This window comes from Psychrobacillus lasiicapitis (genome assembly GCF_006861795.1).
Lineage (GTDB): Bacteria > Bacillota > Bacilli > Bacillales_A > Planococcaceae > Psychrobacillus > Psychrobacillus lasiicapitis.
Genome location: NZ_VDGH01000010.1, coordinates 13,293 through 27,690 on the forward strand (window position 1 = coordinate 13,293; position 14,398 = coordinate 27,690).

Consider the following 14,398-nt stretch of genomic DNA (forward strand, 5'->3'; position numbering starts at 1 on the left):
TTGAAATCATAGTGTTCTGTTGGTATAATTAGGTCATTATGACATACATTAAAAAAGACTGGACGGTGTCTCACCACCGAACAGCCTAGTAATAAAATAGCATCGCTACAAAGGCGATCAGCAGTTAAGCATGGTAAACCATCCCGTCACTGACAAGGTTTTGGGTGGTTTCTTTTTTTGTGAAAAAGTATATGACAGCGCAATGATAGATACGATCAATGTAGAAAAACTAATCATTACTACAAGCGCTTCGAAAATATTCATAGCAACATCTCCTTCCTCTTCCCATGAAAAACGTACATAGAAAGTATTTCGGAATGAAATGCTGACCACCCATGAAACCCTATTTTATTATTTTTATTATACCACACATACGTTCTTATTTTATGCTTTATGCGATGTTAATGCGAAGTCTAGCAAGGCCGCTGGAGTAAAATAAATTTCTATTGGAGGTAGCGGTATGAAACAAAAAATAGTTAGCCATACAAACCAAATAGGATGGAATCAATCTGCCTATCAAGCCTGGACAAATCGTCATGGTACCCCAAAAGAATATGCGCAAAAGTTAATAGCAAACCCTACGAATTCCGTAGCCCATTATTTAAAGTTCATAGGGGAGGTAAAAGATAAAAAAATTGCTAATCTTTTAGGATCTAAAGGAAATAAGGCGGTATCTTTTGCTTTATTGGGAGCAGAAGTGACGGTCGTAGATATTTCACAGGATAATAAAAAATATGCGATGGAATTGGCTGACGAAGCGAAAGTGAATATTAAATACATAGTTTCAGATATATTAGAAGTTCCGGATGTTGACGTGCTAACTGATTTTGATGCTACCCTTTTGGAATTAGGGGTATTACACTATTTTGTGGATCTACTTCCTTTATTTAAAGTGGTTTATGATTCACTAAAGACTGGTGGACAATTCATTCTGAGAGATTATCATCCTTTTGTTTCAAAGTTAATGAATGTTGAAGGAGGTCGAATGATTGCAAATGGCGATTATTTTAATAAGGATTTAATTGAAGAGGATGTGGCCTATAGCACTCTATTATCTGAGGAAGAAAGGGCTTCTCTACAAAAAGTAACCATTCGAAGATGGACTTTAGGGGAAATTGTTACAGCCATTTCAGGGGCAGGATTCCGAATTAGTTATCTAGAAGAAGAAGTAGGAGTGAGATGGGCATTTCCAACAGGAACACCTGAAGGAATAGAGGATAAAGTACCGGCATTATATACGTTAATTGCGATAAAAGAGGAATGAAAGCGGTGTTTCATTCCTCTCGTTTCATTATATAAAACCCACTCCAAGCGAACACAGCAGAAGCAAGGTAAAAAATACTGCCGATTGTTAAAAAATCTACTAAATACCCTGTTCCTATAATAGCGATTGCAGCACTGACAGATGTCCAAATATGATAATGTCCAATTTCCTTTCCAGCCGTTTCCTTTTGAACGGTTCGGGCAAGGACTGTTTTTTCTGAGTTTTTCTGAACAGCACCGAGTAATCCCATTACAACTTGAAGGATATAAACATGCCAAATCTCAAAAGCGAGCGGAAAAATGAGCAAAATCAGCGCCATTCCCCAAGCATAACTAATCAATAGAACTTTATCTCCTGTTTTATCCGCAAGTTTACCGATTATTGGATAGCTTACAGCTGCTGTAAGGGCAAATAATCCATAGGCCCAACCAAACTGGGAATAGCTGTGACCGACGTTTTTTAGAAGCAGTACATAAAATGGAAAAATCATACTAGATGCCATTCCGATACTGCCTTGATAAATAATAAATCTTCTGTAATTCATTTATGATACTCCTCATAGAAAAGATTCTTGAACCGACCATCAGGATCATATTCTTTCTTCATGTTAAAGAACTCTTCTGTTCTAGGGTAAGCTTCCTCTAATTGTACTTCTGTAGGAAAGTGATAGTAGGGCAGGTAATAACTCCCGTCGTGATCTAAAGTGATATCAATCATTTTGCGAATAATTCTACCAGATTCATCGATGCTTTCTTTACTTGAACCTTGATTGATAAGCATTACTAGCCCGAACATATCCTCTTTTGCGTAGGACATGACTGCTTCTTCGTTTTTCTTCACATAGCGTACGGTAATATTCAATAAATTAAAATTTTCTTCCTGTTCCAAGGTCTTTCTTAAATCGTCAATATAGGAAGTAAATTGATCAATGGGCACAAAATACTCTTGTAATACTTCCGTTTTGTTCACATTTTCATATTCCATAAAGGTAGACTCGGAGCGCATTACATTATTTCTCGATATATAAGAATCATCTATTCGGTGATTATATGCTTCTTGCGTCTTCCAAAGTAGATTTTTCCCCCAGCCGTTTAATCTGGATAGACCAAGAAAGAATTTCGGAATGGCAATTAGGCTTTCCCGTTTTAACGTGCTATTCAATTCCAACTGCCCTTGATCATCGGCCATGTAGTAATCGGTTGTATACATTTCGGTTAGAAAGCTCTCTGGTGCAACTGAGATTCTTGCTAAATGCATTTTAACAGCCTCACCTTGAAGGACCTTCGTTTTAAAATAAGCACTGTATTCATCAAAAGTTAGGGATGTTGTTCGAATTTGATAAAGTTCATCGTCTGTTAATTGCAAAGTGACATCAAGAATGACTCCGAATAATCCATAACCTCCAATGACGAGTTGGAATAGCGCAGGATTTTCTTGTCGACTGACATGCATAATATTGCCTTCCGCATTCAATAATCTAAAGGATTCTACAGACTCGATCAAAGAAGTGTATGCAATATCCCGACCATGGACATTCACACTTAAGGAACCGCCAACAGTGAAAATATTTTGAGACTGACTCACCTTTAAGGCAAGGCCATATGGATTGATATAAGATTGAATATCAGCCCAAGTTACCCCACTTTGCACAGTAATGAGCTTTTTCTCTTTATCTAGCTTTAAGATGTTATTATAGCTTTTCATATCAAGGAGAATGCCATTTGGATAGAGTGTTTGCCCACCTTGGCTATGCTGCATTCCGCTAATAGAAATCGGATCAGCATTTTTTTTAGCTTCTCGTATAATTTTTCGCAACTCATCTTCATCATCGCTTGATTTTATTGCCTTCATTTTGACAGGCAAAAGACGTCCGTGATCTTCTATAATTGGGTTGGACAGTTGGATTTGAAAAAAGTGAATAGAGCCGATAAATATTAATACATATAAAAAAACAGCGAAATAGCGATATTTATACATTTGTCTCTCCTCCTTTTCCAATAACTTTACTTTATCATGTTAATAAATATACCAAAATAAAAAAACTACCAATTAACCATTTGGTAGCCTATTACTAGTTTATGATTAAGCCAATTACACCGGTGACTATAGTTGCGGGAGGGTCATAAATATTCTGTTTCATCTGTTTACCCTTCTAACTGTAGGTCGATTTTCATATTCTGATTTGTTACAATTATATCAATGAAACTTAAAGGATTAGAGGTAATCACTTGGACATTTTCGTTGCAAGACAGCCGATTTTTACTCAAGATGAACATATATTTGCATATGAATTATTGTATAGAAATGGACAGGACAATACTTTTCCTACGATAGCAGGAGATGAAGCAACTTTAGATGTTTTAACGCATTCCTTTTTAACAATAGGAATTAATGAATTAGCAGGGGAAAAATTATGTTTTATTAACTTTACGGAGAATTTATTAAAAAAAGAAGTGTTTTCTAAATTTCCAGCGAATCGAATTGTTGTTGAAATTTTAGAGGATATTCCGATTACGATAGCTTTAATTGAGAATCTGCGGGAGATTAAATCTCTCGGCTTTTTAATCGCCTTAGATGATTTTGTTCTACAAAAGAATGTGAAACTGTACGAGGAATTATTTTCTCTTGTAGACTTTATTAAAGTAGATTTTCTATTAAGCACTCAAACCGAAAGATATGCCATTGAACGAATCGTCAAAGCCAATTACCCGAATATCATGTTGCTAGCTGAAAAAGTGGAAACAAGAGAACAGTTTCATGAAGCGAGAGCTGCTGGTTATAAACTTTTTCAAGGTTACTTCTTTGCAAAGCCTGAAGTGATAAAAGGATCAGAGATTCCAGCAAATTTAGCGCAATATTTTCGGATTATCAATTTGTTGCGGAATAATTCTGTTTCTGTAGAAGAAATTTCTAATGAAATCGAACGAGATGTATCACTTTCTTTTAAAGTCCTAAAGATGATCAATTCCCCTGCGGTCCGTTCCAAATCTAAAGTCCGCTCGATCAAGCAAGGTGTGCTTATCCTTGGGCTGGAGGAATTGAACCATTGGATGTATGTTTTATTATTACGTGAATCTAAAAAGAATCATTCAGGTGATGGTATGGCTCTCATTGAAGCATCATTGTTTCGAGCAAAAATTTGTGAGTTACTAGCAAGGCGTAAATTTTTACAAAATGCTTCTGAGTATTTTCTAGTAGGTATGTTTTCTTTAATAGATACATTATTGCATCGGCCGATGATCCATTTACTACAAGATCTACCACTTTCGGATGAAGTGGCAGAAACACTTTCCGGAACTAAAACGGAAATGACTCCTTTTCTAGAACTTGCCATTGCATGTGATGAGGTCCGCTGGGATGATATGATCGTTGGAGCAGCTCTGCTTAGCATTGACCACTCCACATTAAATACTCTTTATCTAGAAGCAAGACGCTTTGCAACTGAAATCATAAATTAACTCCCAGTCATGTTGGCAGGGAGTTTTTTGATGTATTCAAATGGATACGTCAAGGCATTCGGGAGTACCAGACGATTATGACTTAATGAATTTACCATGAGCAGTAAGGACAGCGGCTTTCGGTCAATCTACTAGTAATTGTTATTCATTTTTTCCATAAAGTAACGTTTTTAAATTGTTGCATTTTCTTCTGAAAGTAGTACAATATAATGAGAACAAATGTTCTTTAAAAGGAGAATGCGATATGCCACTGATACCGGAAGAGGCGATCCCTTATTTAGAAAACATGATTTATCTCCCAATGGTATTAACTATTTTAGAAAAGGATCGAATGATTTTTGAAAGAGGCCCCTTTAAGTTAAAACGTCCATATGTAGCGATGGTAGAAGGAGCCACAAAGCATGTTCAAAGTGAATTAAAAAAGACTCATATTTATATGAAAAGGCACAGTATGAAAGTTCTTCGCGGAGAAGGTGATGATATGTTCACCGAATATGTATTTTTTCATGGAGGCTATGAAGAACATCGTCGCTACTTAAATGTCCGACTCCGCAATCGGGTGGAAGAGCTACTAGCAATGTATTTGGCGATTGTAGAGAATGCACATTAACTAAATAAATCTTTTTGAAATAATGGTCTGCGAGAAGGAGGAAATCCATTATTCACCAGATAGCTCATTCTTCTTAACAAGTGCATATTTAATATGTTAGCAAATCCAACTTGTCGGCTAATCGTTTGTGGAGAAGAAGGCACTTGTATTGTCTGTCCATTTGATAAAACGATTGTAGAGCCGTCTTCAGAAGGATAAAATGATTCGATGGCTCGAAGAGAAAACCACACATTTAAATCAGATTTTGGAGAAAGAATAGGAATTAAAATACAGGGACTTCCAAAGTCGTGTGCGATAAGAATAGGTAGTTTTAAATAATTACCAATAGCTTCTTTCGATAATTTAGTGGATTGTTGAATAGTAGAACCATAATGGGAACAGGAATAGCGGACAACGTCGTAAGGCTTTTTACCTATTATTTTGGATTCGCCGGAATGGCTAATAGCCTTGGTAAAAACTTTGTTATTAATTACAACTGGTTGAAGTACAGCGGTATCAAATGTAACTAGGAAAGGTTTTTCGTCTTTTTTATTGAACATATACATTCACTCCTTAGTCAGTTATAACTCGATTATAGTTAAATATGGGAAAAAATCAAGACAAATTGTCGAATTTTTAAAATTATTATTTTTGACTATAAAATCGAAATTTTCCAAAAATGATTGCAACTCACGTTCAGCTTTTATATAATGGAAAAAAGGCATCGGGGTGATGGAAATGGACAAACAATATTCATATGCAGAATTTTTAAGAGCAATGGGTCAGCCTGGGAAAGAAAGCTCTGCAGAAAAACTGTTGAACGAAATTTATCTTGATATGTTTTTGAACATTATCCACCGGGAACAAAGTAGTAATCGATTATTGAAGTTGATAGATGAGGCACTGGATCAGAAAGACAAAAAAGCATTTATGCAGTTTACAAATGCTTTGCAGCAGTTAAATAATCCAAAGCAATAGACGGAAGCCGCTTATACTTAAGCGGCTTTTGTTCTGCGCAAATAACATATTGAAAAACATACGTTCGTTTTATTAGTGTTCAAAAAAAGAGTATGTTAAACTGAAATTATTCAAATCGTGGGAGGCTTATGTATGGAACAAATTTTTGATTTGCAAGCTCCGTATGAGCCAGCAGGAGATCAAATAGAAGCAATAAAAGAATTAGTAAAAGGTGTACAAGAAGGAAAAAAACATCAAACATTGCTCGGGGCAACGGGTACTGGGAAAACATTTACGATTTCAAATGTCATCCAGCAAACAAATAAGCCGACCCTTATAATGGCACATAATAAAACACTTGCAGGACAGCTATATAGCGAGTTTAAAGAGTTCTTTCCTAATAATGCGGTCGAATACTTTGTTAGTTATTACGACTATTTCCAACCGGAAGCATACGTACCTCAAACAGATACGTATATTGAAAAGGATTCCAGCATTAACGAGGAAATTGATAAACTTCGACACTCTGCTACATCATCTTTATTTGAAAGAAAAGATGTCATCATTATTGCATCTGTTTCTTGTATATATGGGCTCGGAAATCCAGAGGAATACAGAGAACTGGTCGTTTCTTTGCGGACAGGAATGGAAATTGAGCGAAACCAACTGCTTAGAAAACTAGTCGACATTCAATATGAACGAAACGATATAAATTTTACAAGAGGAACTTTCCGTGTTCGTGGAGATGTTGTTGAAATCTTCCCAGCGTCCAGAGACGAAAAATGTCTTCGTGTCGAGTTTTTTGGAGATGAAATTGACCGAATTCGTGAGGTAGACGCACTCACTGGGGAAATACTGGCAGAGCGTGACCATGTAGCAATATTCCCGGCATCTCACTTCGTTACAAGAGAAGAAAAGATGAAGATTGCCATAGAGAATATTGAAAAAGAATTAGAAGAACAATTGAAGATACTACGTGATGAGGATAAATTATTGGAAGCGCAGCGACTGGAGCAGCGTACACGCTATGATTTAGAAATGATGCAAGAGATGGGATTTTGTTCCTGTATCGAAAACTATTCCCGCCATCTTACTTTACGAGAAGCAGGGGCAACTCCTTATACATTATTAGACTACTTCCCAAAAGACTTTTTATTAGTAGTAGATGAGAGCCATGTTTCATTACCACAAGTAAGAGGAATGTTTAATGGAGACCAAGCAAGGAAATCAGTATTAGTAAACCATGGTTTTCGCTTGCCGTCAGCACTTGATAATAGACCACTTACTTTTAGTGAATTTGAAGACCATATCCAACAAGCAGTATATGTATCTGCAACTCCAGGTCCTTATGAGCTAGAACATACTCCTGAAATGGTCGAACAAATCATTCGCCCGACTGGGTTATTGGATCCGATTATTACATTGAAGCCGATAGAAGGACAAATTGATGATCTAATCAATGAAATTCAGGAACGCACCGCAAAAGATGAGCGTGTCTTAATTACGACATTAACGAAGAAAATGTCGGAAGATCTGACAGATTATCTAAAAGAAATCGGCATTAAAGTACAGTATTTACATTCGGAAGTAAAAACATTAGAGCGAATTGAAATAATAAGGGATCTTCGTTTAGGAACATATGATGTCCTCATCGGAATCAACTTGTTAAGGGAAGGGCTTGACCTACCAGAAGTGACTCTAGTGGCGATTTTAGATGCAGATAAAGAAGGGTTTCTACGCTCGGAGCGTTCATTAATCCAAACAATAGGGCGTGCGGCGAGGAATTCAAATGGCGAAGTAATCATGTATGCAGATAAAATAACGGATTCCATGCAAAAAGCGATGGATGAAACGACACGACGTCGCACAATTCAAATGGAATATAACGAAAAGCATGGGATCACACCGAAAACAATTCAGAAGAAAATTCGTGAGGTTATTCGTGCAACGCAAGTGGCGGAAGAAGAAGCAAGTTATGCACAGCAGCTGACAAGTGGAAAACCTCTAACGAAAGAAGAAAAAAATACATTGCTACAAAATTTAGAAAAAGAAATGAAAGATGCTGCTAAAGCACTTAATTTTGAACGGGCAGCACAATTACGTGATGCAATCCTTGAACTGAAGTTGGAAGGGTGAACCAAGTGAAAAACCAAGAAATTATTATAGAAGGTGCTCGGGCACATAATTTAAAAAATATCAGCTTAAAAATACCAAGAGATAAGCTGGTTGTAATGACAGGCTTGTCGGGATCTGGTAAATCGTCTTTAGCATTTGATACTATTTACGCTGAAGGTCAACGTAGATATGTAGAGTCATTATCGGCCTATGCAAGACAATTTTTGGGGCAAATGGATAAACCGGATGTCGACGTCATTGAAGGTCTTTCGCCAGCCATTTCCATCGATCAAAAGACAACAAGTAAAAATCCACGTTCTACTGTAGCTACCGTAACGGAAATTTACGATTATCTACGTTTGTTATTTGCACGTGTCGGAAAACCAATCTGTCCTACACATGGAATTGAAATATCTTCTCAAACAATTGAGCAGATGGTTGATCGACTAATGGAGTATCCAGAAAGAACGAAAATGCAAGTACTAGCGCCAATTGTATCCGGGCGTAAAGGAACGCATGTAAAGTTATTGGAAGACATGAAAAAGCAAGGCTTTGTACGAGTTCGAATAGATGGAGAAATCACGGATCTAGATGATGATATAAATTTAGACAAAAACAAGAAACATAATATTGAAGTAGTAATAGATAGAATCGTTCTGAAAGAGGGAGTAGAAGCAAGGCTAAGTGATTCGCTTGAATCTGCACTTCGACTTGCAGACGGTCGTGTATTAATTGATGTTATGGAGCATGAGGAAATTTTATTTAGCGAACATCACGCATGCCCGATTTGCGGATTTTCGATAGGTGAGTTAGAACCAAGAATGTTTTCATTCAACAGCCCATTTGGTGCATGTCCTGATTGTGATGGTTTAGGGTCGAAATTAGAAGTAGACCCAGAACTAGTTGTACCTGATAAAAGTATGACGTTGGAAGAAGGAGCAATCGTTGCATGGCAGCCAACAAGCTCACAATATTATCCCAAATTATTAGAAGCTGTGTGTAAACATTACAAAATCAAGATGAATGTGCCGGTAGAAAAATTACCGATAGATCAGTGGAAGAAAATTATGTACGGATCAGGCGGAGATAAAATTCGCTTCCGCTATGAAAATGAATTTGGTCAAGTGCGCGATAGCCTCATTCAATTTGAAGGTGTTCTAGCTAATATCGAACGCCGATATAAGGACACATCCTCGGACTATATCCGCGAGCAAATGGAAAAATATATGGGGCAACATGATTGTCCGACCTGTAAAGGGTACCGTTTGAAAAAAGAAACACTAGCAGTAAAAGTAGACACATTGCATATAGGCCAAATAACGCAATTTTCTATTGAAGAAGCAAATAAATTCTTTCACGAATTAACATTGTCTGAAAAAGATATGCAAATTGCACGATTAGTATTAAGAGAAATTAATGAGCGTCTTGGATTTTTAGAAAATGTCGGTCTCGATTATCTAACATTGAACCGAGCTTCCGGAACATTATCTGGTGGTGAAGCACAACGAATTCGTCTAGCAACACAAATTGGTTCAAGGCTAACAGGTGTATTATACATTCTGGATGAGCCATCGATTGGTTTGCATCAGCGTGATAATGATCGATTAATTGATACATTAAAAAGTATGCGTGACATAGGTAATACCTTAATCGTTGTAGAGCATGACGAAGATACGATGATGGCGGCGGATTACTTAATCGACGTTGGGCCTGGTGCTGGTATTCGCGGCGGAGAAATCGTTGCTGCAGGTACTCCAGAACAAGTTATGAAAAATAAAAATTCGCTTACTGGTCAATACTTAAGCGGTAAAAAGTTTATCCCTCTACCAACGGAGCGCAGAAAGCCCGATGGACGATATATTAAAATTAAAGGTGCAAATGAAAATAACTTAAAAAATGTCAATGTAGATATTCCATTAGGTGTATTTACAGCAGTAACAGGTGTATCGGGGTCCGGGAAAAGTACATTAGTGAATGAAATCCTGTATAAATCGCTTGCTTCTAAGTTAAATCGTTCCAAAGTAAAACCAGGAGCAAATAAAAGCGTGGAAGGCATCGACCAGCTGGAAAAGGTGATTGATATTGATCAATCTCCAATTGGCCGTACACCAAGGTCCAATCCAGCAACCTATACAGGTGTATTTGATGATATAAGAGATTTATATGCAGCGACTAATGAAGCAAAGGTAAGAGGCTATAAAAAAGGTAGATTCAGTTTTAATGTAAAAGGTGGACGCTGTGAAGCATGCCGCGGAGACGGAATCATTAAAATTGAAATGCACTTTTTACCGGACGTCTATGTGCCTTGTGAAGTATGCCATGGTAAACGGTATAATCGAGAAACATTAGAAGTACATTACAAAGGGAAAAATATTGCAGAAGTGCTGAAAATGACTGTGGAAGATGGATTAGTATTTTTTGAAAACCATCCTAAAATTAGTCGAAAACTACAAACGCTAGTCGATGTTGGACTAGGTTATGTGGAGTTAGGCCAACCAGCAACTACACTATCAGGAGGAGAAGCACAGCGAGTAAAGCTAGCCTCTGAACTGCATAAACGATCCAACGGAAAAACATTTTATATTTTAGATGAACCAACTACAGGTTTACATGTCGATGATATTGCTCGTTTACTTATCGTCCTGCAACGCCTCGTAGAAAATGGGGATTCTGTACTCGTTATCGAGCATAACTTAGATGTAATTAAAACCGCCGACTATATGATTGATTTAGGACCTGAAGGCGGCGACAAAGGCGGAACAATAGTAGCGGTTGGACCACCAGAGAAAATTATCGAAGCAAAAGATTCTTATACTGGTAAGTACCTAAAGCCTATTCTTGAGCGTGATCGAAAACGTATGGATGAAGTTATTACCGTAGCTTCTACGAAGTAAAAAAACTACTCAATCTAAATGAAACCTTATTGAAGTTTAAACGTAATTAATAGGGTAAGTAACTCGTTTTATATTTTAAACTTATGAGGAGGCCTTTCACTATGCAAGAAGAACGTAAACGTATTTTAGATATGGTTGAAAATGGCACGATTACTGCACAAGAAGCATTAGCACTACTAGAGGAACTCGGAAAACAGTCAACACCTATCATTTCGTTAGACAAAGAAGAACCGAAACAAGAACAAACACATGGACAAAACAAGCACCAAAGCGCAGATTTTATAGAAGACTTAAAACGTGATTTCACTGTAATGGGTGAACGTTTTATGCAGTTTATGCAAGGAACTGTGGATAAGATGAAAGAGTTTGACTTTGAAATGCCTTTCGGTGAGCCGGTTATTTTTGAGGAAAGTCTAGTAAAAGACCAAGCGTCTTTCGATGATATTTCTGTGAATATAGCGAATGGTAAAATAGAAATTTATCCGACAGAAGAAGCATACGTGCATGCAACTGTAAAAGTAAAATCTTTTAGAAACTCAACAGAAGAAGAAGCGAAAGCACGTTTTGCAGAAGAATTTATTTTCACTACAGAGGGAAATAAACTGCGTGTATACAGCGATATGAAAACAACTTCAATCCAAGTAATGCTTTATGTACCGAAAAAAGCATATAATCATGTTTCAGCGCGATTGTTCAATGGTGAATTTATCGCAAAGAACTTGGAAGCAAACTCGTTTAAGTTAAAAACAACAAACGGAAAAATAACATTAGATGCATTGAAATTTAAAAGCGCAGACCTTGAAACTGTAAATGGAGCCGTACAAGTCCAAGATGTTATTGGAGATTCAATCGAAGTAGAAACGATGAATGGTCGTATTTATGTAGATGGAAAACTGAAGGAGCTGGAAGGTTCTTCGGTAAGTGGTCATGTCATTTTAACGACGAAAGACAAAGAAGCACGTAAAATCGAAGGTACTGCTGTTGCAGGAACTGTTGAATTGTACGTACCGAAAGATGTATCGTTAAAAGGAGAAACTACTACGCAAATTGGCAAAATTGACGTGCAACTTTCAGATGTCACGCAACTAAACCAATCCGAGCAATTATTAAATAAAAGAGTAGGATTCACTAAAATAGTGGATGCTGAAGCAGAACCGCTAAAAGTATACGGAGACGCAAAAACAGGATCCGTGCTTGTACGATATACAGTAGACAGTGAATAATAATAACCGTCCAAAAGCCGTAAGGAGCATATCGCTTCTTACGGCTTTTGTTTTTTGAAACAAGTATATATATTGGTTAAAATTTTCCTAATGGCATTGGGGCATGTCACTTTTTAGGGAAACTGCGTAGTAAAGTGATGCGGCAAAGGCAATTGATTTCCGCTCCAGGCGGACGCTTACCGCGGGGCGGGCGGTGAGCCTCCTCGTCGCACGCTCCTGCGGGGTCTCACCTGTCCCGCTGATCCCGCAGGTGTCGCCGCCTTGCGCTTCAATTAATAGAACTTGCTGACTAATCCATAATTAAACACAAAAAAGTTATTTAATTTATTTACAACTGTCGAGCAGTTTCATATTTAGATTCATTTTATGGACAGCATAAATTATAGGAAAGGTTGCTATTAGCCATTCAAGCAATGGCAGCTCCCAATAATTGATCACAAACGCTAGATAGTCTATCTTATTCAACTAATCACAGGTTTTCACCCATAGAAAATGCAACATAGGACTAACTTTAGTTTCTCATTATGGAGTAAATAGCAAACTCTATTGGATTGTAGCGAAGGGGTGGCGACTCCGGCGGGAACAGTAAGAGCTGAAAGCCCCGCAGGAGCGAGAGCTCCGAGGAGATGGAAGTCGTGCTCGCGGAAAGCGTCCACCCTGTAGCGGAAATCCAAGCGTCCACTTCATTCAACTCACTACCGCGCAGTTTCCCTATACTGCGCTATAAATAGTATTCCTTATCGTCTCACATCAAGTAAATTCTTTGCTTGGAGAAGTGATGGTTCTAGGCATAGATTTGCTTACTTTTATGCTATATAAAGGGAGTCCTGCACTATTCTATTGCATTAGACTTTAATAAATAAGAGAGCGCAAGATAAATGAATACAAATAAGATCACTAATCATGCTAAAATAAGAACTATGTGCGGAAAAGATGCATGAAAGGAGTGGAGAGATATGCCTCATGTGACGACAAAGGATATAAAAGAAAAGTTCAATCTTTCATTAGTAAGCGGGGAGGAAGGAATTGGACGCCACGTTGCAATTAGCGATATTTCTCGACCAGGAATTGAAATGGCGGGTTACTTCACACATTATCCATCCAATCGTATTCAACTAATGGGGAAAACAGAGATTTCGTTTTTTGCATTATTACCAGCGAAAGAAAAAAGCGAGCGAATGATGAAGCTGTGTGCATCAGATACACCAGTGATTATCGTTTCACATGGAATGGAAGTACCAGAAGAGTTAATCTATGCTTCCAATGCAAACTCAGTCCCTGTTTTAACGACGACTATGCCTACTACAAGATTTTCTAGTATGCTAACTAACTTTTTAGAAAGCATGCTTGCTCCTACAACAGCAGTACATGGAGTGTTAGTAGATATATATGGAGTCGGAGTCCTAATTACTGGTAAAAGCGGTGTTGGTAAAAGTGAAACTGCTTTGGAATTGGTGAAAAAGGGACATCGTTTAGTAGCGGATGATTGCGTGGAAATTAGACAAGAAGGGGAAGATACGTTAGTTGGGAGTGCGCCTGCTTTAATCGAGCATCTTCTTGAAATTCGAGGGTTAGGCATTATTGATATTATGACGCTTTTTGGCGCAAGTGCCATTCGAAAATTTAAACGTATCACATTAGTTATCGAGCTTGAAATATGGGATGAGAAAAAGAAGTATGATCGATTAGGGCTTGAAGAAGAAAAAATAGAAATTATTAATACAGCTATTACAAAGCTAACCATTCCCGTTCGACCAGGACGAAACTTGTCTGTAATTATTGAGGTAGCGGCAATGAATCATCGATTAAAACGTATGGGCATTAACGCAGCAGAAGATTTTGCCAAACGATTAGATGATGTAATAGGTCAAAACGGTGAAGCAAATTACTGAGGAGTC

The 14,398-nt window shown here is 37.6% G+C and carries 12 protein-coding genes; 8 read left to right on the forward strand and 4 right to left on the reverse strand.

Going from position 1 to position 14,398, the window contains the following annotated elements:
• Positions 1-117: 117 nt before the first annotated feature.
• Complete coding sequence (locus FG382_RS23545; protein WP_425328528.1) at positions 118-237, reverse strand: putative holin-like toxin; 120 nt, start codon at positions 235-237, stop codon at positions 118-120.
• A gap of 223 nt (positions 238-460) precedes the next feature.
• On the opposite strand from FG382_RS23545, the gene FG382_RS16310 reads away from it, so the two are divergent.
• The gene (locus tag FG382_RS16310) at positions 461-1,264 is read left to right on the forward strand and encodes a class I SAM-dependent methyltransferase (protein ID WP_142539959.1); all 804 of its coding nucleotides are present in this window, start codon (positions 461-463) and stop codon (positions 1,262-1,264) included.
• A 10-nt stretch (positions 1,265-1,274) separates the two neighbouring features.
• On the opposite strand, the gene FG382_RS16315 is transcribed toward FG382_RS16310, so the two are convergent.
• Positions 1,275-1,808 (reverse strand): MFS transporter, encoded by a 534-nt coding sequence (locus tag FG382_RS16315; protein WP_142539960.1) that lies wholly within the window; start codon positions 1,806-1,808, stop codon positions 1,275-1,277.
• Positions 1,805-3,241 carry an FAD-binding protein gene (locus FG382_RS16320; protein ID WP_142539961.1) on the reverse strand — a complete coding sequence of 479 codons (1,437 nt, stop codon included), beginning with the start codon at positions 3,239-3,241 and terminating at the stop codon, positions 1,805-1,807. The genes FG382_RS16315 and FG382_RS16320 overlap by 4 nt, the downstream gene beginning before the upstream one ends.
• Before the next feature lie 251 nt (positions 3,242-3,492).
• Between FG382_RS16320 and FG382_RS16325 the strand changes: the two genes are divergently transcribed.
• Together FG382_RS16325 and FG382_RS16330 are read left to right on the forward strand one after the other, a co-directional pair.
• Positions 3,493-4,722 (forward strand): EAL and HDOD domain-containing protein, encoded by a 1,230-nt coding sequence (locus FG382_RS16325; protein WP_142539962.1) that lies wholly within the window; start codon positions 3,493-3,495, stop codon positions 4,720-4,722.
• A 244-nt stretch (positions 4,723-4,966) separates the two neighbouring features.
• On the forward strand, positions 4,967-5,332 hold the full coding sequence (locus FG382_RS16330; RefSeq protein ID WP_142539963.1) for a YhjD family protein: 366 nt from the start codon (positions 4,967-4,969) through the stop codon (positions 5,330-5,332).
• Here the strand turns inward: FG382_RS16330 and FG382_RS16335 are convergent.
• Positions 5,329-5,871: a competence protein ComK gene (locus tag FG382_RS16335; RefSeq protein WP_170206556.1), complete on the reverse strand. Its 543-nt coding sequence runs from the start codon at positions 5,869-5,871 to the stop codon at positions 5,329-5,331. The two genes, FG382_RS16330 and FG382_RS16335, sit on opposite strands and share 4 nt — an antisense overlap.
• 178 nt (positions 5,872-6,049) lie before the next feature.
• On the opposite strand from FG382_RS16335, the gene FG382_RS16340 reads away from it, so the two are divergent.
• The 5 genes from FG382_RS16340 (at position 6,050) to hprK (ending at position 14,392) form a co-directional block, all read left to right on the forward strand.
• A complete protein-coding gene (locus FG382_RS16340; RefSeq protein ID WP_142539965.1) occupies positions 6,050-6,289 on the forward strand; it encodes an IDEAL domain-containing protein in 240 nt (79 codons plus the stop codon).
• A 132-nt stretch (positions 6,290-6,421) separates the two neighbouring features.
• Positions 6,422-8,404 carry an excinuclease ABC subunit UvrB gene (uvrB, locus tag FG382_RS16345; RefSeq protein ID WP_142539966.1) on the forward strand — a complete coding sequence of 661 codons (1,983 nt, stop codon included), beginning with the start codon at positions 6,422-6,424 and terminating at the stop codon, positions 8,402-8,404.
• A 5-nt stretch (positions 8,405-8,409) separates the two neighbouring features.
• Entirely contained in the window at positions 8,410-11,277 is a 2,868-nt protein-coding gene (uvrA, locus tag FG382_RS16350; protein WP_142539967.1) for an excinuclease ABC subunit UvrA, read from the forward strand.
• Between the two features lie 101 nt (positions 11,278-11,378).
• A complete protein-coding gene (locus FG382_RS16355; RefSeq protein WP_142539968.1) occupies positions 11,379-12,500 on the forward strand; it encodes a DUF4097 family beta strand repeat-containing protein in 1,122 nt (373 codons plus the stop codon).
• Positions 12,501-13,456: 956 nt separating this feature from the next.
• Positions 13,457-14,392 carry an HPr(Ser) kinase/phosphatase gene (gene hprK, locus FG382_RS16360; protein WP_142539969.1) on the forward strand — a complete coding sequence of 312 codons (936 nt, stop codon included), beginning with the start codon at positions 13,457-13,459 and terminating at the stop codon, positions 14,390-14,392.
• Positions 14,393-14,398 lie beyond the last annotated feature (6 nt).